Origin of the sequence: Viridibacterium curvum, assembly GCF_039544165.1 — a bacterium.
Taxonomy (GTDB): Bacteria; Pseudomonadota; Gammaproteobacteria; order Burkholderiales; family Rhodocyclaceae; genus Viridibacterium; species Viridibacterium curvum.
Window position 1 is genome coordinate 155,294 of the sequence record NZ_BAABLD010000001.1, and the last position, 23,260, is coordinate 178,553.

At 63.6% G+C, this 23,260-nt stretch carries 21 protein-coding genes and 1 tRNA gene; 12 read left to right on the top strand and 10 right to left on the bottom strand.

Features of this window, described 5'->3' with window-relative positions; all coding sequences use genetic code 11:
* Positions 1 to 193 precede the first annotated feature (193 nt).
* Positions 194 to 742: a hypothetical protein gene (locus tag ABEA02_RS00760; protein WP_345530905.1), complete on the top strand. Its 549-nt coding sequence runs from the start codon at positions 194 to 196 to the stop codon at positions 740 to 742.
* Between the two features lie 12 nt (positions 743 to 754).
* On the opposite strand, the gene ABEA02_RS00765 is transcribed toward ABEA02_RS00760, so the two are convergent.
* From ABEA02_RS00765 to ABEA02_RS00795, 7 genes are all read right to left on the bottom strand, one after another.
* On the bottom strand, positions 755 to 1,141 hold the full coding sequence (locus ABEA02_RS00765; protein ID WP_345530906.1) for a type II toxin-antitoxin system VapC family toxin: 387 nt from the start codon (positions 1,139 to 1,141) through the stop codon (positions 755 to 757).
* A complete protein-coding gene (locus ABEA02_RS00770) occupies positions 1,138 to 1,386 on the bottom strand; it encodes a type II toxin-antitoxin system Phd/YefM family antitoxin (protein ID WP_345530907.1) in 249 nt (82 codons plus the stop codon). The genes ABEA02_RS00765 and ABEA02_RS00770 overlap by 4 nt, the downstream gene beginning before the upstream one ends.
* 122 nt (positions 1,387 to 1,508) lie before the next feature.
* Complete coding sequence (locus ABEA02_RS00775; RefSeq protein ID WP_345530908.1) at positions 1,509 to 1,691, bottom strand: hypothetical protein; 183 nt, start codon at positions 1,689 to 1,691, stop codon at positions 1,509 to 1,511.
* A 165-nt stretch (positions 1,692 to 1,856) separates the two neighbouring features.
* Positions 1,857 to 2,228, bottom strand: coding sequence for a hypothetical protein (locus tag ABEA02_RS00780; RefSeq protein ID WP_345530909.1), 372 nt, complete (start codon positions 2,226 to 2,228; stop codon positions 1,857 to 1,859).
* A 240-nt stretch (positions 2,229 to 2,468) separates the two neighbouring features.
* Positions 2,469 to 5,840: a transglutaminase family protein gene (locus ABEA02_RS00785; RefSeq protein ID WP_345530910.1), complete on the bottom strand. Its 3,372-nt coding sequence runs from the start codon at positions 5,838 to 5,840 to the stop codon at positions 2,469 to 2,471.
* 639 nt (positions 5,841 to 6,479) lie between these two features.
* On the bottom strand, positions 6,480 to 7,733 hold the full coding sequence (locus ABEA02_RS00790) for an HD domain-containing protein (protein ID WP_345530911.1): 1,254 nt from the start codon (positions 7,731 to 7,733) through the stop codon (positions 6,480 to 6,482).
* Positions 7,734 to 7,752: 19 nt separating this feature from the next.
* Positions 7,753 to 8,652, bottom strand: a complete 900-nt coding sequence (locus ABEA02_RS00795) for a LysR family transcriptional regulator (RefSeq protein WP_345530912.1) — start codon at positions 8,650 to 8,652, stop codon at positions 7,753 to 7,755.
* 113 nt (positions 8,653 to 8,765) lie between these two features.
* Here ABEA02_RS00795 and metE point away from each other — a divergent pair, with 113 nt between their 5' ends.
* Both metE and ABEA02_RS00805 read left to right on the top strand, forming a co-directional pair.
* On the top strand, positions 8,766 to 11,060 hold the full coding sequence (gene metE / locus ABEA02_RS00800; protein ID WP_345530913.1) for a 5-methyltetrahydropteroyltriglutamate--homocysteine S-methyltransferase: 2,295 nt from the start codon (positions 8,766 to 8,768) through the stop codon (positions 11,058 to 11,060).
* 86 nt (positions 11,061 to 11,146) lie between these two features.
* On the top strand, positions 11,147 to 11,515 hold the full coding sequence (locus tag ABEA02_RS00805; RefSeq protein WP_345530914.1) for a dihydroneopterin aldolase: 369 nt from the start codon (positions 11,147 to 11,149) through the stop codon (positions 11,513 to 11,515).
* A gap of 55 nt (positions 11,516 to 11,570) precedes the next feature.
* Here the strand turns inward: ABEA02_RS00805 and ABEA02_RS00810 are convergent.
* A tRNA-Arg gene (locus tag ABEA02_RS00810) sits at positions 11,571 to 11,645 on the bottom strand.
* A 72-nt stretch (positions 11,646 to 11,717) separates the two neighbouring features.
* Here ABEA02_RS00810 and ABEA02_RS00815 point away from each other — a divergent pair.
* Positions 11,718 to 12,239 carry a peroxiredoxin gene (locus ABEA02_RS00815; RefSeq protein WP_345530915.1) on the top strand — a complete coding sequence of 174 codons (522 nt, stop codon included), beginning with the start codon at positions 11,718 to 11,720 and terminating at the stop codon, positions 12,237 to 12,239.
* A gap of 18 nt (positions 12,240 to 12,257) precedes the next feature.
* Here ABEA02_RS00815 and ABEA02_RS00820 read toward each other — a convergent pair whose 3' ends face one another.
* Positions 12,258 to 14,429 carry a PAS domain-containing sensor histidine kinase gene (locus ABEA02_RS00820; protein WP_345530916.1) on the bottom strand — a complete coding sequence of 724 codons (2,172 nt, stop codon included), beginning with the start codon at positions 14,427 to 14,429 and terminating at the stop codon, positions 12,258 to 12,260.
* A 223-nt stretch (positions 14,430 to 14,652) separates the two neighbouring features.
* Between ABEA02_RS00820 and ABEA02_RS00825 the strand changes: the two genes are divergently transcribed.
* Positions 14,653 to 16,563 (top strand): ATP-binding cassette domain-containing protein, encoded by a 1,911-nt coding sequence (locus ABEA02_RS00825; RefSeq protein WP_345530917.1) that lies wholly within the window; start codon positions 14,653 to 14,655, stop codon positions 16,561 to 16,563.
* A gap of 749 nt (positions 16,564 to 17,312) precedes the next feature.
* Positions 17,313 to 17,780 (top strand): DM13 domain-containing protein, encoded by a 468-nt coding sequence (locus ABEA02_RS00830; RefSeq protein ID WP_345530918.1) that lies wholly within the window; start codon positions 17,313 to 17,315, stop codon positions 17,778 to 17,780.
* Positions 17,781 to 17,804: 24 nt separating this feature from the next.
* On the opposite strand, the gene flgA is transcribed toward ABEA02_RS00830, so the two are convergent.
* The gene (flgA, locus tag ABEA02_RS00835) at positions 17,805 to 18,494 is read right to left on the bottom strand and encodes a flagellar basal body P-ring formation chaperone FlgA (RefSeq protein WP_345530919.1); all 690 of its coding nucleotides are present in this window, start codon (positions 18,492 to 18,494) and stop codon (positions 17,805 to 17,807) included.
* 285 nt (positions 18,495 to 18,779) lie between these two features.
* On the opposite strand from flgA, the gene flgB reads away from it, so the two are divergent.
* The 6 genes from flgB to flgG all read left to right on the top strand — a co-directional run bounded on the left by flgB (position 18,780) and on the right by flgG (position 23,251).
* Positions 18,780 to 19,178 carry a flagellar basal body rod protein FlgB gene (flgB, locus tag ABEA02_RS00840; RefSeq protein ID WP_345530920.1) on the top strand — a complete coding sequence of 133 codons (399 nt, stop codon included), beginning with the start codon at positions 18,780 to 18,782 and terminating at the stop codon, positions 19,176 to 19,178.
* 20 nt (positions 19,179 to 19,198) lie between these two features.
* Positions 19,199 to 19,612 (top strand): flagellar basal body rod protein FlgC, encoded by a 414-nt coding sequence (gene flgC / locus ABEA02_RS00845; RefSeq protein WP_345530921.1) that lies wholly within the window; start codon positions 19,199 to 19,201, stop codon positions 19,610 to 19,612.
* 15 nt (positions 19,613 to 19,627) lie between these two features.
* On the top strand, positions 19,628 to 20,314 hold the full coding sequence (locus tag ABEA02_RS00850) for a flagellar hook assembly protein FlgD (protein ID WP_345530922.1): 687 nt from the start codon (positions 19,628 to 19,630) through the stop codon (positions 20,312 to 20,314).
* Between the two features lie 11 nt (positions 20,315 to 20,325).
* Positions 20,326 to 21,585 (top strand): flagellar hook protein FlgE, encoded by a 1,260-nt coding sequence (gene flgE, locus ABEA02_RS00855; protein WP_345530923.1) that lies wholly within the window; start codon positions 20,326 to 20,328, stop codon positions 21,583 to 21,585.
* 112 nt (positions 21,586 to 21,697) lie between these two features.
* Positions 21,698 to 22,435 carry a flagellar basal-body rod protein FlgF gene (flgF, locus tag ABEA02_RS00860; RefSeq protein WP_345530924.1) on the top strand — a complete coding sequence of 246 codons (738 nt, stop codon included), beginning with the start codon at positions 21,698 to 21,700 and terminating at the stop codon, positions 22,433 to 22,435.
* A gap of 33 nt (positions 22,436 to 22,468) precedes the next feature.
* Positions 22,469 to 23,251: a flagellar basal-body rod protein FlgG gene (gene flgG, locus ABEA02_RS00865; protein WP_345530925.1), complete on the top strand. Its 783-nt coding sequence runs from the start codon at positions 22,469 to 22,471 to the stop codon at positions 23,249 to 23,251.
* The last annotated feature ends 9 nt before the right edge of the window (positions 23,252 to 23,260 follow it).

Here is a 23,260-nt window from a genome sequence, read left to right on the forward strand (position 1 = left end):
TCCGAGTAAAAGCAAGTAGCCCGGATGCAGCGTAGCGCAATCCGGGACGGAACGCCCCGGATTCCGGCAAGCCTGCATCCGGGCTACGACACCGTTTGTTGATGCATGGATTCGACATATCGGCATGCCCTGCATGCATGGGTGTTTCTGCAGTGCGCTTGCTACATTGGCACATCATCTCCGGATCCCCACCATGCCCATCGTCGATGCCAACTACCGTTTCATCGCCGCAGCCCAGGAAGTCAATGCGCGCATCGCCCACCGCCAGCAGGCGCTGAGCCTCTACGTCACGCTCGTCGTGAGTCTGCTTGCCGCGCTGGTGGCGCTCAAGCCCGGCGCAGGCGCTGTGGCCTTGCCGGTGGAATGGCTGGTGCTGGGCTTCCCGGTGGCATCGACCTGTCTGGCCTTTCTCAATTACAAGACCGAGCGTGCGCTGAGCAACCTGCGTGCGTTTCTCTCTGCACTGGAACGACTCGACAACGCGCATGAGCGCCTGCCCAGCTACAACACGGACCCGCGCTGGTCGCAGACGGCCAATCTTGCGCGGCGTTTCCATGACTACGCTTCTGCCGTACTGGTGGGCGCGAGCAATCTGGTCGCCATCGCCGCCTTCATCCACATCTACCCCACGCGCACGGCAGACCTGCCGCCCGCGCTGTGGATCACGGGCGTGGTCGCGCTGCTGTGCATGGTCTTCCTGCTGTGGTTGCCGCGCCTGAGTTACGAGCCGGGGCAGGTGTAGGCGTAGGCGGTTTCAGATTTTGATGATGGTGTCGCTGTAGCGTGCGACCAGCGCGTCATGCGTCATCAGGCGCATGGGTTCAACGAGTGCCTGGGCGATAAGGATGCGGTCAAATGGATCGCTGTGATGCGCGGGTAAATCTTCCACGGCGACGGCGTGCTCTGGCTCAACAGACAGGCACCGATAGCCGGATTCCGTGAAATAGCGCAACGCGTCTTTGCCGGACACCGGCATGTCGCCGCGCCCCAATGAATGTTTGATGGCGATCTCCCAGATGCTGGCGACGCTGATCCAGACATTCGTTCTGGGCGCGGCAATCAGCTCGCGCGCCTTCTGCGGCAACTTCGGGCTGTCGGCGATTGCCCACAAGGCGACATGCGTGTCGAGCAGGAGGTTCAAGGCTGCGCCCCGCCCATGAAGAGCTGGGCCACTTCGTCGTTGTGCGCGTCAATGTCGTCCGGCACTTCGAACAAGCCCTTGGCGATGCCGATGCGCTGACCGGCCGGGGCAGCATCTATCGGCACCAGCCTGGCGGCGGGGCGCCCGTTACGGGCAATCACGATTTCCCGCTCCTGGCCTTGTTCAATGGCCTCGACCAGGCGGGACAACGAAGTTTTGGCTTGAAGCATGTTCACGGATTGCATGGCGACCTCCACAAATGACGAAGTTAGTCTAGTCTGGCTAACCTGCGCTGTCAAAGTGCAAGGCTGCCGTTTGCACGCGGAGTGGGGTAGTGGGTGGCAGCGTGCGTTTCTTTTGCCTGACGCTACGCCTTCGCCAGCCTGAACGCCGCCGCCATGCGCTCGCATTCCGCACGCGGCATCGATAGCGCCGCCGCCACGCTGCGGGCGAGTGCGAGGTCGAGTTCGTTGCGCTGTTCGTCGACCAGCAGCTTCAGGCCATTGCCGCGCGGGTCGAGAATGCTGTCACCCGGACAGACGCCTGTCATGATGCATTTGAATGCCTTGTCCATCACTGAGCGATACAGATCGCAAGCCGTCTTTGCCGAGGCTATCTCCTGTTGGTGATTGACAGTCGTAACCGGCGGAGCATGCCGGGCGTGTCGAAGGACTGTACTGGCCGGACGGGTGCGGTCCTCCCGGCTTGCTGACGCTCACTGCCCCCAGAGAGTCCAGGCCAGCGCGAGGATGGCTGAGGGGACGACGCCGAGGATGTAGCGCGATGACTTGGTGATCTTCAGGCGTACGAAGAGCAGCAGGGTGCCGAATGCGGCACCGAATGCTGCGCAGGCTGCGTAGGGGATGAGGGTGGAGAGCCACATGCCCTGGAAGGCGAGTGTGGCGCCCACGTCGCCGCGCCAGGCGCCGAAGGCGTTGAAGGCGTAGAAGAGCAGGAAGGGTGTGACGGCGCCGAGCGGGACGACGAGCCATCTGCGCGCACGGGGCCAGAGGGCCAGCAGGCCAAGGATGGCGGGCAGACCGAGTTCGAAGGCGATGGCGAGGTAGAGCGAGGTGTTGTCGTTCATGCGCTGTGCGTGTTGTGTGCAGGGTGTGGAAGCGGCATCAAAGCGCATTCCGTCAAGCGCGGCAAGTGCGGCATGCGATGAGGGGTGCAGTGGTGCGTCATCAGACCGAGGCACTGACACAGCGCTTGCGATGCGTGTCGGTGTTCTCGGTTGTGCAGTGCTTGCTCACCTTGCAAACGCACGCGGGGCAAGACCGTTGCCGGTTTTGCCCCGCGTGAGGTGTTGCGAGTGATGCGTGCGTCAGCTGCGGCGCAGGTCGAGCGTGAAGGGGAAGTTGGGGTTGAGTGGTTCCGGCTTCGCCTCGATCTTGCCCGGCGTATGGCCCATGCGCGCGTAGCGTGCGAGGCGGCGGCCTTCGGCTTCGTAGGCGTTGATGGGGTAGGTCTCGAAGTTGCGGCCGCCGGGGTGGGCGACGTAGTAGGTCGCGCCGCCCATGGATTTGTTCATCCAGGTGTCGACGAGATCGAAGACCAGCGGGTTGTGCGAGGGAATCGTCGGGTGCAGCGCACTCGGCGGGGCCCAGGCCTTGTAGCGCACGCCGGCGACTGACTCGCCGACGTTGCCGGTGGGCGCCAGCGGCACGGGGCGACCGTTGCAGGTGAGGATGTAGCGGTTGGAGGCCAACCCTTTTGCATGCACCTGCAGGCGTTCGACTGAAGAGTCGACGTAGCGCACGGTGCCACCGACGGCGCCTTCTTCACCCATCACGTGCCAGGGTTCGAGTGCGAAACGCAGTTCGAACTCGGCGCCGCGCGAGGCGAATTCGCCGACCTTGGGGAAGCGGAACTCCATGTGCGGGGCGAACCACTCGGTCTTGAGCGGGTAGCCGAAGTCGTTCAGCTCGGTCATGACGTCGTCAAGATCCTGCTGCACGAAGTAGGGCAGCATGAAGCGGTCGTGCAGCTCGGTGCTCCAGCGTGTGAGCTTTTCGGGCGCGTAGGGCTGTTGCCAGAAGCGCGAGATGAGGCTGCGCAACAGCAGTTGTTGCGTGAGGCTCATCTGCGCGTGCGGTGGCATTTCAAAGGCGCGCAGCTCCAGCAGGCCGAGGCGGCCGGTGGGGCCGTCGGGCGAGTAGAGCTTGTCGATGCAGAACTCGCTGCGGTGCGTGTTGCCGGACGAGTCGATGAGCAGGTTGCGCAGGATGCGGTCGATCAGCCAGGGCGGGGTGTAGCCACCTGGCTCGGGGATCTGGCGCATGGCGATTTCCATCTCGTAGACGGAGTCGTTGCGTGCTTCGTCGATGCGCGGGGCCTGCGAGGTCGGGCCGATGAACATGCCCGAGAACAGGTACGACAATGACGGGTGGTTGTGCCAGTAGGCGATCAGGCTCTTGAGCAGGTCGGGGCGACGCAGGAAGGGGGAGTCCTGCGGGGTCTCGCCGCCAAGCACGAAGTGATTGCCGCCCCCGGTGCCGGTGTGGCGGCCGTCGAGCATGAACTTCTCGGTGGTGAGGCGCGAGTAGTGGGCTTGCTCGTAGAGGTGCGTGGTGCGATCGACGAGTTCTTCCCAGCTCTTGGAGGGGTGGATGTTCACTTCCAGCACGCCGGGGTCGGGGGTGATGCGGAAGCTTTGCAGGCGCGGGTCGCGCGGCGGCTCGTAGCCTTCGAGGATGACCGGCACGCCAAGCTTGGCCGCGACCGACTCGATGGCGGTGGTGATTTCGAGGTAGTCCTCCAGCGCCGAGACCGGCGGCATGAAGAGGTACAGCCGGCCGTTGCGCGGTTCAGCGCACATGGCGGTGCGGGTGATCCAGCCGGCGGATTGGCCGAAGGCGGGCACGCTGTTCTTGTCCAGCATCTCCTTAATGTGCGGCGGCGTTTCACGCTTCTTCGGCTTGTCCAGCCCGGCAAGCAGCGCATCGCGTTCGGCCTGCGTCACACCCGGTGTCTGGAACAGGCGGCGGATCGCGTCGTAGGCCGGCAGCGGCGGGAAGGGCGCGCTCTGGTCGATGTCGTACTGCCAGGGGTAGTCACCCTTGCTGACCCAGGGTTGCGAGTCCAGCGGCAGGCGGTAGCCCACGGGGGAATCGCCTGGCACGAGGTAGCAGCGCTCGGCGCGCAGGAACCACGGGCCGGTCTGCCAGCGAGAGTCAGATTGCGTGCCGTAGTTTCGTGCGATGGGCAGCACGCAGCCGACAACCTTGTCGAGGCCCTGGTGGAACACCTTGCGCAAGCGCTCGCGCTCCATCTCGTCGCCGAGGCGTGCGTCGAACGGGTCGACGTTGATCGGCAGCTTGCGTTCCTTCCACAGGTAGTACCAGACGTCTTCATACGCCGGGAATACGTACTTGGGGTCGAGGCCCAGCGATTCGGCCAGCGCCGCGAGGAAGGTGGCTGCGGTCTCTTCGTTCGCGCCGTAGTCCTTGTGCTCGTCGGCGTAGAGGCCGACATCGTTCCAGATCGGCTGGCCGTCCTTGCGCCAGAAGCAGGAGAGCGACCAGCGCGGCAGCTGCTCGCCCGGGTACCACTTGCCCTGGCCGAAATGCAGCAGGCCTTGCTTGGCGTACTTGTCCTTGAGGCGGTAGAGCAGGTCGGCGCCGAGCAGGCGTTTGCGCGGCCCCATGGCCTCGGTGTTCCACTCGGCGCCGTCACGGTCGTCGAGCGACACAAAGGTCGGCTCGCCGCCCATGGTCAGGCGCACGTCGTTGGCGTTGAGGTGGCTGTCGATGAGGTGGCCCAGCTCTTCGATGCTGGCCCACTGCGCTTCGGTGTAGGGCTTGGTGACGCGCGGGGCTTCCCAGACGCGCTCCACCTTCATGGTGTGCTCGAACTCGCATTCGGCTTCGTCGGCGTAACCGAAGACGGGCGCGGCAGACGAGGGCTCGGGCGTGCAGGCCAGCGGGATGTGGCCCTCGCCCGCGAACAGGCCCGAGGTGGGGTCCAGCCCGATCCAGCCCGCACCCGGCAGGAACACTTCGCACCAGGCGTGCAGGTCGGTGAAGTCGGCCTCGGGACCGCTGGGGCCGTCGAGCGACTTCACGTCGGCGGTGAGCTGGATGAGGTAACCGGACACGAAACGGGCGGCGAGGCCGAGGTGGCGCAGCAGCTGCACCAGCAGCCAGCCGGAGTCGCGGCACGAGCCCGTGCCCTTGACCAGCGTCTCTTCCGGCGTCTGCACGCCGGGTTCCATGCGGATGGTGTAGCCGACCGCCTGTTGCACCTTCTGGTTGATGGCGACGAGAAAGTCGACGGCGCCAACAGGGTCGAGGCTCACGCTGTTGAGCAGGTCGTTGAACTTCGGTGTACCGGGCAGTTTGATGAGGTAGGGCGCGAGGTCCTTGGCAACCTCAGGCTCGTAGTTGAACGGGAATTTTTCGGCCGAGGGCTCGAGGAAGAAGTCGAAGGGGTTGATGACCGACAGCTCGGCAACCAGGTCGATCTCGACCTTGAACTCGCGCGTTTTTTCCGGGAAGACCAGGCGCGCGAGGTAATTGCTCTGCGGGTCTTGCTGCCAGTTGATGAAGTGTTCGTTGGGGGTGATGCGTTGTGAGTACGCCAGGATGGGCGTGCGGCAATGCGGGGCCGGACGCAGGCGGACGATTTGTGGGGAGAGACCGACGAGGCGGTCGTAGCGGTAGTGGGTAACGTGGGTAAGCTTGACGTGGATCGACACGAAGGACTCCGCTCTGTTCGTTCAACTACAAGGAATGCGCCAGTTCCTCTAAGCAAGATATGTGCAGCGCACAACAATATAGCGGAAGCAGCCCTCCGGCACTGCTATGGATCATGACCGCAGGGCCGCAGGCACCGGAACAGGGCTTGTGGCTGGCGTGGTGACGCCGGAAGCCAGATTGTCTGCGCGCTTGCGTTACCGGGGTTTGACAGGGGAAAGCCTGGGTGCGGCTCAAATGCCGCCATGCCAATGCAGGCGCGCTGCCGCGCTGTGAAGCCGGATTCCGCAGGTGCGGTTGAAACCGCACAATCCCGCGTCGCAAACCGCCCAGCCACGTTGGGTGAGCGTGTTGACGGGTTGAAACCCGTCCTACAGCTATCAGGGGAAATCACCGGGAGGAGCAAAGCAGGCGTCGCATCGTGAAGCCAGATTCCGTAGGTGCGGTTTCAACCGCACAACCGCGTGCCGCTAACCGCCTGAGCAAGCTGCGTGAGCGTGCTGACGGGTTGAAACCCGTCCTGCAGCTATCGGGGGAAATCACCGGGAGGAGCAAAGCAGGCGTCGCGCTGTGAAGCCAGATTCCGTAGGTGCGGTTTCAACCGCACAACCGCGCGCCGCAAACCGCCCGACAGCACTGCTTCAGGAATGCTCGGAGGCTACCCCGAACAGCTCCCCGCAAACGGCTGCTGCCTTGGCAGCCGCTGCAGCGGGCACGAAGACGTAGAAGCGCCACAGGCCGGCGTAACGCGCCTGCAGGGCACGGATCTCGGTGTGGGCGTCGTCGTCGGGGTCGTCCAGGTGGGCCAGGCCGCGGCTGTTCTCGATGGGCACGGCGGCTTCTTTCATCACCGTGAGGGCTGGGCAGTAGAGCACCACGTCTTCGAACGGCAGGCCCAGCGCGTCGGCGATCTGGCGCTCCTTCTGTGCGCGTTCCAGCCGGCCGTGATGGAGGCGCGTGACCCAATCGCTACGCTGTGCCTCGGGCACGCTGCGGCCGGAGACGACGTAGCCGCGCTTGAGCAGCTGACGTGACTGCACGCGCTGGGCAAGCGCTGAAGCGCCCGGCACCGGGCTGTGGGTCAGGCGGTCGAGCAGGGTCCAGTCGTTGAGGGCCAGCAGGTCGCCCTCGGCAATGGCGTTGTGGTCAAGCGCGAGTTCGACGGCCTTGGAGATCATCGCGCCGGCGACGACCTTGGTGTGGTGGTAATACACGCGCTCGGTGAGGAAGTAGCGCAGGCGCAGGACGCGCAGGATTTCGGAGCGGGCGTCGGGGCGGTCCATGCCGTGCTTGACGAGGCGCACGACGAGGCGATCGTCGTGCAGGGCGAAGGCGCGGAAGATGCGGTCGTCGTAGTCGTGCGAGAGGCCGGCGAAGAAGCTGTCGCGGCGCAGGTAGTCGAGCAGGTCGGCGTCGATGGCGCCGGACACCATGTCCTGCATCCAGCGTGGTGAAGTGAGCGGTGCGGCGCCCAGCAGGCCGGCCACGGTGTCGTGCAGGTCCAGGCGCGTCAGCGCTTCGCCGAGTTCGCCGGCCATCAGCTGTGCCAGCCGTGTGCCCTTGTCGTGGCGCGGGAACAGGCGGCGCTCGTCTTCCAGCGTGTGACCGTAGGGCACGTGCGTAACGTCGTGCAGCAGGGCGGCGGCGCCGATGGCGGCCTCCTGCGCCATCGAGACGGCACAGCCTGCACGGCGCAGGCCTTCGACGAGGCGATGTGACAGCGCGCAGACGCCGATGGAGTGGTCGAAGCGCGTATGCAGTGCACCGGGATACACGAGGTTGGCTGTACCCAGCTGCTTGACGCCGCGCAGGCGCTGCATGACGGGCAGGTCGATCAGCTGCGTTTCGAGCGGGCTCAGCTCGATGTCGCCGTGGATGGGGTCGCGCAGGAGCATGGGGTTCTCTTGTGAAGGGTCAGACTGCGACGCGGGATTCTTTGGCCAGCGCGACGAAGGCACGAATGTAGTCGATGTCGGCATCTGCTTCGCGGTAGCCGAGGAAGATCTGCTTGGCCACGCCCTGCTTGCCGAGGCGCACGGGCGTGACGTCAAGCTTGGCTGCGTATTCCTCGACCAGCCAGCGCGGCAGGGCTGCAACGCCACGGCCGCTGGCGACCATCTGCAACATGATGTCGGTGGTCTCGATGGGCTTGTGGCGTTGCGGGGCGATGCCGGCAGGGGTGAGGAACTGGGTGTAGATATCGAGCCGGTCGATGGCGACGGGGTAGGTGATCAGTGTCTCGCCGGCCAGTTGCTTCGGCTGCACATGGGTGGCGGTGCGCAGTGGGTGTTGCGGGCCGACGACCAGCACCTGTTCGTAGTCGAACACGGGTTCGAAGCTGAGGCCGTTCTTGTAGAGCGGGTCGGGCGTGACGAGCATGTCGATCTCGTAGCCGAACAGGGCGCCGATGCCGCCGAACTGGAATTTCTGCTTCACGTCGACATCGACAGCGGGCCAGGCTGCGAGGTAGGGCGAGACAATCTTGAGCAGCCACTGGTAGCAGGGGTGGCATTCCATGCCGATGCGCAGCGCACCGCGCTCGCCACGGGCGAACTGGCGCAGGCGTTCTTCGGCATGGCCGAGTTGCGGCACCAGGCGGTTGGCCACCGCCAGCAGGTATTCGCCGGCCTGCGTGGGGCGCAGGCTGCGGCCTTCGCGGTACCAGATCGCAATGCCGAGCTGGTCTTCCAGCTTGCGCATGGTGTGGCTCAGCGCGGACTGGGTGAGGTGCAGTGTGTCCGCGGCAGCCGTCAGCGAACCATGCTGGTCGACGGCGCGGATGATGGCGAGGTGCATGCGTTCGAGGATGGCCATGCGGGCGGGTCAGGCGTGAATGCTGTTCATGATTGGATGAAACAATACCATTTTTGTTCATGTATCGAAGTGCCTAGGATGGCAGCACTTTTCATCCACGCAAGGCAATCGTCATGGCACGCACGCATAACCTCGGCTTTCCGCGCATCGGCGCAAAGCGCGAGCTGAAGTTCGCTCTGGAATCCTACTGGAAGGGCCAGTCCTCACGCGACGAGTTGAAGACAACCGGCGCAGCGCTGCGCAGCCGCCACTGGCAGGATCAGGCGGCGCTGGATCTCGTGCCGGTTGGTGACTTCGCGTTCTACGACCAGGTGCTGGACATGAGCTTCACCCTGGGCAACCTGCCCGAGCGCGTGCAGGACTTCCATGGTGATGCGCTGGACAACTACTTCCGCGTGGCGCGTGGTCGGTCGGCACAATCGGCAGAAGATCACGCGCATTGCTGCGGGGGTGTGGCCGCCGGCGAGATGACCAAGTGGTTTGACACCAATTACCACTACATCGTCCCCGAGTTCACGGCGGGCACGCAGTTCAAGCTGGATGCCTCGCGTCTCATCGAGCAGTTGCAGGAAGCCCGCACACAAGCGGTCAAGGCAAAGCCCGTCATCATCGGCCCGGTGACCTATCTGGCACTTGGCAAGGCCAAGGACGAGTCTGACCGCCTCGCGCTGCTCGACCGTCTGCTGCCTGTCTACAGCCAGCTGCTTGCCGCACTGGCCGCCGAGGGCGTGGAGTGGGTGCAGATCGATGAGCCGATTCTGGCAACCGAGCTGGAGGCGGATTGGCGCCATGCGTTCAGCACGGCCTACCACGCGCTGAAGACGGCGCCGGTGAAGCTGCTGCTGGCGAGCTACTTCGGGCCGCTGCGCGCCAACCTGGAGTGGGCAATCAAGTTGCCGACAGCGGGCTTCCACCTTGATGCTGTGAATGCGCGCGACGAGTTGAACAGCGCGCTGAACTACCTTGCTGCGCACAAGGTGTTGTCGCTGGGCGTCATCAACGGCCGCAACATCTGGAAGACCGATCTGAACGGCGTGCTGCAATGGCTGCAACCGGTGGCTGAACGCCTCGGCGAACGCCTGTGGATCGCGCCGTCGTGCTCGTTGCTGCATGTGCCGGTCGACCTCGACAGTGAAGAGCGACTCGATGCCGAGGTGCGTTCCTGGCTGGCCTTTGCGAAGCAGAAGCTGGTCGAGCTGAATGTGCTGGCGCGCGCCTTGAATGAGGGGGTCGATACGGTGCAGGCAGAACTGGCTGCCAATCGCGCGGCGATTGCGGCACGACGCGTGTCGCCGCGTGTGCACAACCCCAGCGTCAAGGTGGCCCTCTCCCGGATCACGCCCGAGCTTGGCCAGCGCAAGAGCCCCTATGCCGAGCGTGCGGCAAAGCAGGCGGCGTTGCTGAAGCTGCCGAAATTCCCGACCACCACCATCGGCTCGTTCCCGCAGACGGCGGAGATCCGCCATGCGCGCAGCGAGTACAAGGCTGGTCGCCTCGACCGGCAGGGCTACCTTGCGGCAATGCGTACCGAGATTGCGCGTAGCGTGAAAGAGCAGGAGGCGCTGGGGCTGGATGTGTTCGTGCATGGCGAGGCCGAGCGCAACGACATGGTCGAGTACTTCGGCGAGCAGCTTGATGGCTACGCCTTCAGCCAGTTCGGCTGGGTGCAGAGCTATGGGTCGCGTTGCGTCAAGCCGCCCATCCTTTTCGGCGACATCAGCCGCCCGAGGGCGATGACGGTGGAGTGGATCAAGTACGCCCAGTCGCTGACCGACAAGCCGATGAAGGGCATGCTCACCGGCCCGGTGACCATCCTCAACTGGTCCTTCGTACGTGACGACCAGCCCCGCTCGGTGTCCTGCCAGCAGCTTGCACTGGCGATCCGCCAGGAGGTGCTGGATCTGGAAAAGGCCGGTGTGCGCGTGATCCAGATCGACGAAGCCGCGCTGCGCGAAGGCTTGCCGCTGCGTCGTGCGCAGTGGCAGGAGTACCTCTCGTGGGCAGTCGAGTCCTTCCGCATCACGGCCAATGGCGTGGCGGACGAGACGCAGATCCACACCCACATGTGCTACTCGGAGTTCAACGACATCATCGATTCGATTGCCGACATGGATGCGGATGTGATCACCATCGAAACATCGCGTTCGGACATGGAATTGCTCGATGCCTTCGAGGACTTCCAGTACCCGAACGAGATCGGGCCGGGTGTGTACGACATCCATTCGCCCAACATTCCGAGCGAGGAGCACATCGTGCAGCTGATGCAGAAGGCAGCAGAGCGCGTGCCGGCGGAACGGCTCTGGGTGAATCCGGACTGCGGGCTGAAGACGCGGCAGTGGAACGAGGTGATTCCGGCCCTGACCAACATGGTCAAGGCTGCGAAGACCTTGCGCAGTCAGTTGGCCTGATACATCACTACAATCCACAGTCCCGGCCGCGTGCCGGGACTTTGCATTGCAAGTCGATGTTTCACACCACCCGGCGCCCGGAGCCCATGAAGATATTCAACCGCAGCATCCGTATCCGCGAGTACAGCCTGCCTGTCTCGATCGGCTTCTACGAAGTCGAGAAACAACGCCCGCAGCGGGTACTCATCGACATCGACCTGCGTCTGGCACCGCTCACGCAAGAGATGCCGGACGACGTGCACGCCACCGTCAACTACGATCTCGTGCACAAGGCCATTCCTGGCCTGGTCGCCGGCCGTCACTTCAATCTGCAGGAAACCCTCTGTCACGAGCTGCTGGCGCTGTGCGCGAGTCAGCACGGTGTGGTCGGCGCACGCGTCTGGGTGCGCAAGCCGGACATCTATACCGATTGCGAGAGCGCAGGCTACGAGGCCGAGGTGGAAGTGGCGGGCTGAAGCGGGCCGGTCAAGAGACCGGGGGCGCAGCGGCGGGGCGGCGGGGGCAGGGAACTGGTCCCCCCGACAGGAATCGAACCTGTATCTGCCGCTTAGGAGGCGGCCGTTCTATCCATTGAACTACGGCGGGAGCGGGGCGTATTGTAGTGCATGCCATGTATGACTTGGCATTCCACGATACGTCCCGGTAAAGGAGCCAACCATGTTACGAATGCTTTGTCTGAGCTTGTTGCTGGGCCTTGTCGCACCGGTCATGGCGGATACGCTGACCGTGGGGCAGCCCGCGCCGGTTTTCGCGTTGAAGGATCAGAGTGGTGTCATGCGCTCGCTCGAGCAGTTCCGCGGCAAGTGGCTGGTGCTGTACTTCTATCCCAAGAACGACACGCCGGGCTGCACGACCGAGGCCTGCAACTTCCGCGACGGGCAGGCCTTCATTACAGGGCTTGGTGCGCAGGTGGTGGGCGTGAGCATTGACGAGTCCGCCTCGCACAAGGCGTTTGCCGAGAAGTACAAGCTGCCCTTCCCGTTGTTGGCGGATGCCGAGGGAACTGTGGCTGACAGGTACGGCGCTTTGTCGAATTGGGGCGTGGTGCGCTTCGCGAAGCGTCAGACCTTCATCATCGACCCGCGTGGGGTGTTGCGGAAGATCTATCGCGATGTGGATGCGGACAAACACGCACAGCAGGTGCTCGATGACCTCAAGGCGCTGACGACCAGGGGTTAGGCGCGCGTTACGGCTGTTTCAGGCTGCGTGCTTTTCGAGCGCGGCCGCTGGCGGGTTGAGCGGAATCTGTACGACGAATTCGCTACCGCCCGCGTCACGCTGGCGCGCAAAGATCCGGCCGTGGTGGCGCAATACGATTTCGCGGCAGACGGGCAGGCCCAGACCGCGGCCACCCGCGTTGTTGCGTGTCTTGCTACCCTGCTCGAAGGTTTCGAAGATGTATTCGAGTTCGTTGGCAGGAATGCCGAGCCCTTGGTCGGCGACGATGAGCTCGAATGCTGCAGCACCCGAATCGGCGAAGTGCGTGTGGTGCAGGCTGACGAGGATCTCGCTGCCCTCGGGCGAATACTGGATGGCATTGGAGAGCAGATTGCGGAGCATCTGGCCCAGGCGCAGGGCATCGCCCTTGAGGATGGCATTGCTGATCTCTGTCTCCAGCCGCGTACGCAATGAACGCTCTTCCAGCGCGGGTGCCGCCTCCCGCAGTGCGACGCGGGTGATGTCGAGCAGGTCGACGTTGTACTGATGCAGCACCATGGTATTGCTGCTGCCCGTACGTGACAGGTCGAGCAGATCGCTGAGCAGGCTGTGCAGGCGCTCACCGCTGGTGCGGATGTGCTGGAAGTAGCCGGCGATCTTCTCGGGCGTGGCGCTGGCTGAGCGTTCGTTGCCCATCTTCGCGAAGCTCAAGATGGCGTGCATCGGTGTGCGCAGCTCGTGCGACATGTTGGCGAGGAAGCGGCTCTTGGCCTCGCTGGCCTGCTCGGCGGCATCCTTGGCGGCAACCAGATCCTGCGTTTGCTCTGCGACCAGCTTGCTGAGCTCGTCGCGGTGCTGGCGCAGCTCTTCCTCGGCCTGCTTCTGCCGCGTGATGTCGGTGAACATGCCGATCATGCGGCGTGGTTTGCCGTCGGTGCTGCGCTCGACGACCAGGCCGCGATCGAGCATCCACAGGTATTCGCCGTGGCGACCGAGAATGCGCAGTTCGCAGACGTAGATCGGCACGATGCCTTCGAGGTGCACGTCCATGGACGCTTGCACGCTCTCGACGTCGTCGGGGTGGATGCGGCGCGTCCGTTCTTCCGGCGCATCGCCGATCTCCTCCTCGCCGTAGCCGAGCATGGCCTTCCAGCGCGCGGAGTAGTAGGTGGTGTTGTTGGCGATGTCCCAGTCCCACATGCCGTCGCCGGTGCCTTCGAGGGCGAACTTCCAGCGCGCTTCGGCGAGGCGCTGGGCCGTCAGCTCGGTGAGCGCGCCAATGATGACTTGCTGACCGGAGGGGTCGATGGCCATGGTGTTGCGCTTGATCGTGAAGCGCGTATTGCCGCCCGGCGATACGGACTCCTGCTCACCTTCGAACACGGTGCCGGACGGGGAGCCCAACAGGCGCGCTTCTTCAGCATCGATCTGCGCACCGAGCTCCGCCCCGACAAAATCCGCGGCACGGCGCCCGATGATCTGCTGGCGGGGCAGCCCTTCGTGGCGGGCGTGCGCGAGGTTGGACATGATGAAGCGGTGATCGGCGCTCTTGACGAAGAGCGGAATGGGCACCGCGTCGAACACCACCTGCAGGAAGTCGCGTTGCCGCGTCTGGGTGTCCAGCGCATGGATGGCTGCCTGCTCGGCGCGGCGCAGAGGTGTGATGTCGAAAAAGCCGCCGATGATCACGGGATTGTCGTCTTCGTCGAAGCAGCGTGTCTTGGTGACGATCTGGTGCAACGGTTCGCCGGAGACCGGGTGCAGGATGCATTCTTCCTTGCGTACTTCCTGTCCACCGAGAACGATTTCGTCCTCGTTGTCTATCCGGGCGCCTTCGGCAAAGTCGGGTGCAAAGGCTGAAGCGCAGCGGCCGAGGATTTCGTCGCGGCTCATCTGGCGCTGGGCACAGTAGGCGTTGTTCACCATCACCAGCTGGTGGTTCTGGTTCTTGACGAAGACGGGGGCGGGCATGGCGTCGATGGCGCGTTGCATGAACGCGCGAGCACGCTCGCGGCGGGTTTGTTCGCTGATGCCGTCAGGGCGGGAGCGGGCCCAGGTGATGCCTGCCGCGATGCCGGAAAGCAGGGCGAGCGCCAACACGCTGCCGGTCAGCCAGTTGCCGAACTTGAGGCTCAACAACAGGGCCCCACCCCCCGCGCAGAGACAGACGAAGATCAGCCATTGCTGGCGTCGGGCGTGGGCTTGAGGCATGTCGTGCGGTGTCCTCTGCGGGTTGTCCGGGCTCTGGCTGGTGCGGCCGGAGCTCAGGCCCCGGTCTTCTGACAGCGTTGGGGCTTGTCAGCTCTTTACGGCAGAAAGGCGCCAGCCTTGACCCTTGGCGACGCCGGGCCCCTTGCGACTCGCAGCCCTTGGCAGGGCAGGGGCGGCGTAAAATCGCGGCTCTTTGTCTTCCCTTGCCGCTCGTGCTTTTGCCATGCCCTTGATTCAACTGGATAACGCCTGTCTCGCCTTTGGCGACGTCGCCCTGCTCGACCACACGGCCCTGGTGCTGGAGCCCGGCGAGAAGCTCTCGCTGATTGGCCGCAACGGCGCCGGCAAGTCCAGCCTGCTCAAGGTACTGGCGGGTCAGGCGAAACTCGACGACGGCACGCTGTGGACGCAGCCCGGCCTGCGCGTGGCCTATGTGGCGCAGGAGCCGGACTTCGACCTCGATCGCGATGTGTTTGCCACCGTGGCCGATGGCGTCGGCGGCGCCGCGCGCCTCATCGCCGAGTACCACGCGGCGGCGCTGCAGCTCGAAGGTGGCGACGAGACTGCGCTCTCGCGTCTCGAAACCCTGCAGCACGAGCTGGAGGCCAGCAATGGCTGGGCCGTGCATCACAAGGTGGAGCAGGTCATTGACCGTTTGAAACTCGACGCCAAGGCGCGCGTCGGCAGTCTTTCGGGTGGCGGCATCAAGCGCGTGGCGCTGGCCCGCGCGCTGGCCGGTGAGCCCGACCTGCTGCTGCTCGACGAGCCGACCAACCACCTCGACATCACCGCCATTGGCTGGCTCGAAGAGTTGATCCGCGCTTACCGTGGCAGCGTGCTGCTGATCACCCACGACCGCAGCTTCATGGACGCGGTCTCGACGCGCATTGTCGAACTCGACCGTGGCCGCCTCGCGAGCTTTCCCGGCAGCTTCTCCGCCTACCAGACGCGCAAGGCCGAGATGCTGGAGATGGAGGCCAAGAGCAATGCCGAATTCGACAAGGTTCTGGCGCAGGAAGAAGTGTGGATCCGCAAGGGCGTCGAAGCGCGCCGCACACGCAACGAAGGCCGCGTGCGCCGCCTCGAAGCATTGAGACGTGAACGCAGCGAACGGCGCGACCGCATGGGCAACGTCGACTTCAAGCTGGAGCGTGGCGAGCAGAGCGGACAGCTGATTGCAGAGCTGACCGATGTGAAAAAGGGCTTCGGCGACAAGACCGTGATCCGGGATTTCTCGGCGCGTCTCATGCGTGGCGACCGCATCGGCCTCATCGGCCCCAATGGTGCGGGCAAGACGACGCTGCTCAAGCTGATTCTCGGTGAGCTCGAAGCCGACAGCGGCAGCATCAAGCGCGGCACAAAACAACAAGTTGCCTACTTCGACCAGTTCCGTACCGCGCTCGACCCCGAGGCCACGCTCGCCGACATCATCAGCCCCGGTTCGGACTACGTCGAAATCGGCGGTACGAAAAAGCACGTCGTCGGCTACCTCGGCGACTTCCTGTTCGCGCCGCAGCGTGCGCGCTCGCCGGTCAAGTCATTGTCAGGCGGCGAACGCAACCGTCTGCTGCTCGCGCGCCTGTTTGCACGGCCCGCCAACATCCTCGTGCTCGACGAGCCGACCAACGACCTCGACATCGAGACGCTGGAGTTGCTCGAACAACTGCTGCAGGAATTCCAGGGCACGCTGTTCATCGTCAGCCACGACCGGACCTTCCTCGACAACGTGGTGACGCAGACCATTGCGTACGAAGGCGACGCACTGTGGCGCGAATATGCGGGCGGCTATCAGGACTGGCTGCGCGCCAGCACCGCATCGCGTGAGGCTGCAGCGAAAGCGGCGGCGCCCGTGAAGCCGGCTGCTGCGGCGCCTGCTGCGCCAAAAGAGGCAAACAAACCCGCCAAGCTCAGCTTCAATGAAAAGCGCGAACTCGACGCCCTGCCGGGCAAGATCAGCAAGCTCGAATCCGAACAGGCTGCGCTGCAGGCGCAACTCGCCAACCCCGACATCTACCGCGACCGCCCGACCGAAGTGCCCGTCATGAACAAGCGGCTCGAAGCGATTGAAGAAGAGCTGCTGGACCTGCTCGATCGTTGGGAAAAGCTCGAGGCCAAGGGCCAGGCTGCCGGGTAGGTCCGCCTTCAGGCGGACAGCAGGTTGTGGAGCGGGGCTGGGGTTGTGCGACTGAAGTCGCACCTACAGCGCCACCGATGGTGCAGCCTGAATGAACATTTCGCTGCAAGGAGCTTGCATGAAGTGACGACAATCCGCACGTGGCTCGATGTGATCGACGAGGGATCGCTGGAACAGGCTCAAGGCCAGGGGCCAGGCTGCCGGGTAGGTCCGCCTTCAGGCGGACTGCAGGTCGTCGAGCGGGGCTGGGGTTGTGCGACTGAAGTCGCACCTACAGCGCCACCGGCGGCGCAGTCTGAATGAACATTTCGCGGCATGGAGCCTGCATGAAGTGTCGTCAATTCACACGTGGCTCAGAGTGATCGACGAGGGATCGCTGGAACAGCCTCAAGGCCAGTGGCCAGGCTGCCCGGGTAGGTCCGCCTTCAGGCGGACTGCAGGTCTTCGAGCGGGGCAGGGGGTTGTGCGACTGAAGTCGCACCTACAGCGCCACCGGCGGCGCCTGAATGAACATTTCGCTGCAAGGAGCCTGCATGAAGTGTCGACAATCCACACGTGGCTCGAAGTGATCGATGAGGTGTTGCTGGATCGCTGGAACAGCCTCAAGGCCTGGGGCCAGGCTGCCGGGTAGGTCCGCCTTCAGGCGGACAGCAGGTTGTTGAGCGGGGCTGGGGTTGTGCGACTGAAGTCGCACCTACAACGCCATTGGGCGCGCGGACTCAGTGAGCTTTTCGCTGCAAGGAGCCTGAATGAAAATCGCGTTGCTCGTCATTTCGCACCTCATCGCCATCGCGTTTGGCTTCGCTGCGGGCATCTACGCGCTACCCATTCTCGTGGCGCCCGCCGCGCCTACGGCCAGCGAGCTAGCCACACACGCCGCCGGCGCACAGTACAAGGCCCGCTTTCGCCGTGACCTGCAGGATAGTGACGCGCTGCACTGGGGTGAAGGTGAAGTCTCGATCAGCGCACAGAGCATCGCCTTTGCCGGCGAACTCGCCCCCGGCCCCGACTACAAGCTCTATCTCTCGCCGGAGTTTGTCGAAACCGAGGCAGATTTTCTGCGACTCAAGGCTGGCATGGTACGTGTCGGCGACGTGAAGACTTTCCGCAACTTCCTGTTGCCTGTACCGGCAGGCGTCGGTATCGAGCGTTACACCACGGTGGTGGTGTGGTGCGAGACGTTCGGGCAGTTCATTACGGCGGGGAAGTATCGCTAGCATGGGGGTGGCCAGCCGCAGGCTTCACTCATCCACAACCACAGTCCCCTCACCCCGCAGCACGCCGCTGATCACGCGGCCATTTCCCATCTTGACCCGTACCAGCTCGCCTTGCCCGGCGGTGTTGAGTGCGCGGCCGTTGTTCTGCACGGAGAAGCCGTTGCCGCGTGCGACCACGGTGACGTCCTGCCCGGCGCGGATCTGGATGCTGCTCAGCAGATAGCTGGCGCGTAGCGGCTGTGCGCGGCTGATGGCCTGTCGGGTGTTGCGGCCTATGGCCTGCTCGGGGCGCGTGAGCAGGTCGGCCGGGTGGCGCGTGAGTTCGCCTTCGGCCCATTGCAGATCGGCCTCGACCACATCTTGTCCGCCGGAGAGACCGCGGCTGGCGACGAGGTAGCGGCCGGTGACTTGTACCTGAGCGTTCAGCATGACGGGCAGCGCACGCGGGTTGCCGCTGCAGCGCACGCCCACGGTGAAACGCCCCCAGGCTTGCTGTCCCTGCGGCAGAAAGACTTCCGGCGAATCGCAGCGAGCGAGGAATTGCTCCTGATCTCGCATGGGGGCCACGCTGACGCGCACCTGACCCGGCAATTGGCGTGTGTGTTCCTGCAGCCAGTTCTGCGCAAGGTCGCGGATCTGTTCTGGCGTGACGGCCCGCGCCGGAGCAATCAGGGCGAGCAAGGCGGCGAGAAGCAAAGTTTGGCGGGTTGTCATCGAGAGATGCGGCGAACGGGCAAATGCACGGAGCGTCAGGAACAGGTCGCGGGGGACATTGGAGCACGCGCCGGCCACATCGTTCGGCAGGATTACGTCGGGCAATGCAGGCCAGTTCGTGTGACCGGCAATGTTTGCCGCCGGCAGGGCGGCGCGCTGCCGCTGCCGCTTTTCTGCTTGCCGCTTTTCTGTTCGCAAGTCTTTGATTTGTCGTTGTCTTTGTTGTGGCACGGAAGCTGCAAAGGGTGGTCATCTGCCATTGGCGTGTTTTCCGGAGCAAGCAGGATGTCCCGACTTGATGATTCTCTCGGCTTCCACCAGACCGCACTCGGTCTGCGTGCGCAACGCCAGTCGATGATCGCATCGAACATTGCGAACGCCGATACGCCCAACTACAAGGCGCGTGACATCGATTTCCGCACTGCGCTGTCTGGCGCACTGAATGGTCGTGTGGGCCCGCTGGCCTTGTCGACCACCGCGGGTGGCCACGTGGGTGGCATGGCTGCAGCCACCGTGCCGCAGGTGATGTATCGCAAGGAGTCGCAGTCGAGCGTGGATGGCAACACGGTGGACATGGATGCCGAACGCTCCGCGATGGCCGAGAACACGCTGTACTACGAAGCCAGCATCACATTCATTAACGGACTGCTGAGAACCATGCAGTCGGCCATCAGCGGTCAGTAACGGGCTGAGGGAGAGCGGTTATGAGCATGTTTGACGTGATGGGCATCGCCAGTTCGGCCATGCACGCGCAATCGAAGCGACTCAACACCACGGCCAGCAACCTGGCGAACGTGGATTCGGTCGCCGGGCCGGATGGCAAACCCTACCGCGCCAAGCAGGTCGTCTTCCAGGCACAGCAGATGGCGGGAGCCTATTCTCAAGGAGTGGTCGTAACGGGGGTGGTGGAAAGTGCCGCGCCGCTGCGCATGGTGTACGACCCGAAGAACCCGACGGCTGACAAGGATGGCTACGTGGCCATGCCCAACGTCGATGCAGTGGAAGAGATGACCAACATGATTTCGGCATCGCGGGCATATCAGACGAACGTCGAGATGCTCAACACCGCCAAAGCGCTTTTGCAGAAAACCCTGACTATCGGTAGTCAGGGAGCCTGATGACAGGAGAAAGTCATGGCCACCGCCAGTTCCCTCACCACTGATACCAACGCCTCTGCGCTCTACCAGTCGCTGTCTGCCAAGACGGAGACGAAGACCACGAGCAAGACAGATGAGGCGCAGTCGCGCTTCCTGAAGCTGCTGACGACGCAGCTCAAGAACCAGGACCCGCTCAACCCCGTTGATAACGCGCAGACGACTTCGCAGCTCGCGCAGATCAGTACGGTCGACGGCATTGAGCGTCTGAACGATACGCTGACGACGCTGGTCGGCAGCTATCGCAGCAGCGAGACTTTGCAGGCCGCTGCACTGGTGGGCCATGCCGTACTGGTGGAAGGCAATCAGATGAAGCTCAGCGAAGGCTACAACGCCTACGGGGGCTTCGAAATCGACAAGTCGGCCGACCGCGTAACCATCTCGATCCGCGACAGTAACGGCATCGAAGTCGCCAGCGAGCAGATGACCAACCTGGAAGCTGGCGCGCACGACTTTGCGTGGGACGGCGTAACCAGCGATGGCAGCAAGGCCGCCAATGGCACCTACACGATCAAGGTCACGGCCACCAAGGGGACGGCTGAGGTCACCAGCACGGCACTTGAGTTCGCCACGGTTACTGGCGTTAACAACAGCACTTCCGGCATCACCATCGACGCGGGCCGCTTCTCCAAGCTGTCCATGTCCGACGTTCGTCGCATCATCTAGGAGTCATCGTCATGGCATTCCAACAAGGTCTCTCGGGTCTTAACGCAGCGTCGAAAGCGCTGGACGTCATCAGCAACAACGTCGCCAACGGCAGTACCGTGGGTTACAAACTCGCTGGCTCGCAGTTCGGCGACGTGTTTGCGGCAGCGCTCAATGGCGCCGCTGCGGGGGTTCAGATCGGGATTGGTACCTCGATGACGGCTGTTGCACAGCAATTCACGCAGGGCAACATCACGCCGACCAACAATCCTCTGGATGTTGCAATCAACGGTGATGGCTTCTTTGTCGTGCAGACGGCGGATGCCGCGGTGACGGCTTATACGCGCAACGGGCAGTTCGATATTGATGCCAATGGCTACATCACCAACTCGGGCGGTTATCGCCTGATGGGTTTCCTGCCCGGCGGTGGTACCGCGACCGCATCGCCGATCCAGCTGTCGGCCAGCACGGCTGCACTGACCGGTGCGCCGGCTGCGACGACGACGATGGACATCGGTCTCAACCTCGATTCGCGCAATACGACGCCGACCATTACGCCCTTCGACTACACCGATTCGGACACTTACAACGCCTCGACTTCCACCACAGCATACGACAGCCTGGGCAACCCCCATGCGGTCAGCATGTACTTCGTGCGCAGTGCGACTGCGCCCACCATGACCGGTGCAACGAGTCGCTGGGATGTCTATACCTCGATCGATAATGGGGCGCCCAGCGCAACCGCCTCTCACATGGAATTCAGTGGTACAGGTCAGTTGGTTGGCACCACGGCCGCCGGCACCTACACGTTGGCGCAGAGCTATGCCGTGACGACAGGTGCCGTGAGCCCGTTGGCTTTCACCATCGACTTTGCAGGCAGCACGCAATTCGGTTCTGCCTTCAACGTGACCGAGCAGTCGCAGGATGGTTATGCGCCCGGCGTGCTGTCGGGCATCACCATCAGCAAGGATGGCGTGGTGCAGGGCCGTTACTCCAACGGTCAGACCAACGATATCGCCACCATCGCACTGGCAACCTTCCCCAGCCCGGGTGGCCTGCTGGCCGTTGGCGGCAATAACTGGGTGGAGTCCGCCGAGTCGGGCGCTGCACAGCTCGGTGCGCCGGGTATCGGCAAACGCGGTCTGCTGCAGGCGGGTGCAGTCGAAGAGTCGAACGTCGACCTCACGGCGGAGCTGGTGAGCATGATTACTCAGCAGCGTAACTACCAGGCCAATGCGCAGTCGATCAAGACGCAGGACCAGGTGATGCAGACCCTTGTGAATCTGAGATAAGGCGAGTGAGGAGTAATGAGTGAGGAGTAAGGAGTGAAAGTCACCGGACGGCTTGGCCGTCCGCATGAATCAACTCCTCACTCATGACTCCTCTCTCCTCACAGGAAAAAATATGGACAAGCTGATCTACACGGCAATGAGCGGTGCCAAGGCGACGATGGGCCAGCAAGCGGCTGTGGCCCACAACCTTGCGAATGCCACAACCAATGGTTTCCGCGCCGAGCTGCACAAGTTCCGCTCGGTGCCCGTGCAGTCGCCGGCTCTCGCAACGCGAGCCTTCGTGGTGGACGCCAGTGTGGCCAGCGACATGAAGCCGGGTCCCATGATCCAGACCGGTTCCCCCTTCGACATGGCCGTGCATGGCAGCGGCTGGTTCGTCGTGCAGGGCGCGGATGGCAAGGATGCCTACACGCGCAACGGCGCTTTCACAGTCGATGCCAATGGTGTGTTGCGCACGGCCAATGGCCTGGCCGTGCAGGGTGATGGCGGCGAGATCACGGTGCCGGAAGGGACGCGCATCGAGGTAGGCAGCGACGGCAGCATCTCGGCCACTCCGACCACCGGCAACGCTACGACGGGCTCCGTGATCGGTCGCCTCAAGCTGGTCAATCCGCCCGAGGCCGATCTGCGCCGCGGTGAGGATGGTCTGTTCCGCACGGCGAGCGGGACGCCGGCTGCGCAAGACGACAGCGTGCGCGTACATGGCGGCTTCATTGAAGGCAGCAATGTGAATGTGGTCGAACAGATGGTGACGATGCTGAGTCTGGCGCGTCACTTCGAAATGAATACCAAGTTGCTGGAAACAGCAAAAGAAGATGACCGTGTTGCGACGGCCATCCTTGCGCGGTGACGACAATCCGAGACATGAAGTGAGGAACGCAAAATGATTCGTGCAATGTGGGTTGCCCGTACCGGCCTGGATGCGCAGCAGACGCAACTGGACATCATCTCGAACAACCTGGCCAACACCAGCACCAACGGCTTCAAGCGCGCGCGTGCGGTGTTCGAAGATCTGCTCTATCAAACGCTGCGTCAGCCAGGTGCGCAGAGCAGTCAGAGCACCACGATTCCCGCTGGTCTGCAGGTCGGCACCGGTGTGCGCCCGGTGTCATCGGTACGCATCCAGACCCAGGGCAACCTGCAGCAGACCAGCAACAGTCTCGATGTGGCCATCCAGGGCAACGGCTTTCTGCAGGTGCAGTTGCCAGATGGCACCACGGCCTATACGCGTGATGGTTCGTTCCAGCAGGATGCGCAGGGCCAGCTGGTGACATCCAGTGGCTACCCCCTTCAGCCTGCCATCACGGTGCCGGCCGACGCGCTGAGTGTCACCATTGCCAAAGACGGCACGGTCAGCGTGACTCAGCCGGGCGTGACGGGTTCGACGCAGATCGGCAGCATTCAGGTAGCGACTTTCGTCAATCCGGTTGGCCTGCAGGCCATGGGTGAGAACCTTTTCACCGAGACCACGGCCAGCGGTGCGCCGACGCCGTCGACACCGGGCACCAACGGTGCGGGCAGCGTGGCGCAGGGCTATGTCGAAACCTCCAACGTGAATGTGGCCGAAGAGCTGGTGACCCTGATCCAGACCCAGCGCGCCTACGAATTCAATTCGCGCATCGTGCAGACCGCTGACCAGATGCTCGGTCGCCTGTCGCAACTGTGAGGAGTCGTT

Excerpts from the sequence above, each read along its gene's own strand:
- ABEA02_RS00760 (WP_345530905.1), top strand. The coding sequence starts at position 194 with ATGCCCATCGTCGATGCCAACTACCGTTTCATCGCCGCAGCCCAGGAA.
- ABEA02_RS00770 (WP_345530907.1), bottom strand. The coding sequence starts at position 1,386 with ATGCAATCCGTGAACATGCTTCAAGCCAAAACTTCGTTGTCCCGCCTG.
- ABEA02_RS00775 (WP_345530908.1), bottom strand. The coding sequence starts at position 1,691 with ATGACAGGCGTCTGTCCGGGTGACAGCATTCTCGACCCGCGCGGCAAT.
- ABEA02_RS00780 (WP_345530909.1), bottom strand. The coding sequence starts at position 2,228 with ATGAACGACAACACCTCGCTCTACCTCGCCATCGCCTTCGAACTCGGT.
- ABEA02_RS00790 (WP_345530911.1), bottom strand. The coding sequence starts at position 7,733 with ATGCTCCTGCGCGACCCCATCCACGGCGACATCGAGCTGAGCCCGCTC.
- ABEA02_RS00795 (WP_345530912.1), bottom strand. The coding sequence starts at position 8,652 with ATGGCCATCCTCGAACGCATGCACCTCGCCATCATCCGCGCCGTCGAC.
- metE (WP_345530913.1), top strand. The coding sequence starts at position 8,766 with ATGGCACGCACGCATAACCTCGGCTTTCCGCGCATCGGCGCAAAGCGC.
- ABEA02_RS00805 (WP_345530914.1), top strand. The coding sequence starts at position 11,147 with ATGAAGATATTCAACCGCAGCATCCGTATCCGCGAGTACAGCCTGCCT.
- ABEA02_RS00815 (WP_345530915.1), top strand. The coding sequence starts at position 11,718 with ATGTTACGAATGCTTTGTCTGAGCTTGTTGCTGGGCCTTGTCGCACCG.
- ABEA02_RS00820 (WP_345530916.1), bottom strand. The coding sequence starts at position 14,429 with ATGCCTCAAGCCCACGCCCGACGCCAGCAATGGCTGATCTTCGTCTGT.
- ABEA02_RS00825 (WP_345530917.1), top strand. The coding sequence starts at position 14,653 with ATGCCCTTGATTCAACTGGATAACGCCTGTCTCGCCTTTGGCGACGTC.
- ABEA02_RS00830 (WP_345530918.1), top strand. The coding sequence starts at position 17,313 with ATGAAAATCGCGTTGCTCGTCATTTCGCACCTCATCGCCATCGCGTTT.
- flgA (WP_345530919.1), bottom strand. The coding sequence starts at position 18,494 with ATGACAACCCGCCAAACTTTGCTTCTCGCCGCCTTGCTCGCCCTGATT.
- flgB (WP_345530920.1), top strand. The coding sequence starts at position 18,780 with ATGTCCCGACTTGATGATTCTCTCGGCTTCCACCAGACCGCACTCGGT.
- flgC (WP_345530921.1), top strand. The coding sequence starts at position 19,199 with ATGAGCATGTTTGACGTGATGGGCATCGCCAGTTCGGCCATGCACGCG.
- ABEA02_RS00850 (WP_345530922.1), top strand. The coding sequence starts at position 19,628 with ATGGCCACCGCCAGTTCCCTCACCACTGATACCAACGCCTCTGCGCTC.
- flgE (WP_345530923.1), top strand. The coding sequence starts at position 20,326 with ATGGCATTCCAACAAGGTCTCTCGGGTCTTAACGCAGCGTCGAAAGCG.
- flgF (WP_345530924.1), top strand. The coding sequence starts at position 21,698 with ATGGACAAGCTGATCTACACGGCAATGAGCGGTGCCAAGGCGACGATG.
- flgG (WP_345530925.1), top strand. The coding sequence starts at position 22,469 with ATGATTCGTGCAATGTGGGTTGCCCGTACCGGCCTGGATGCGCAGCAG.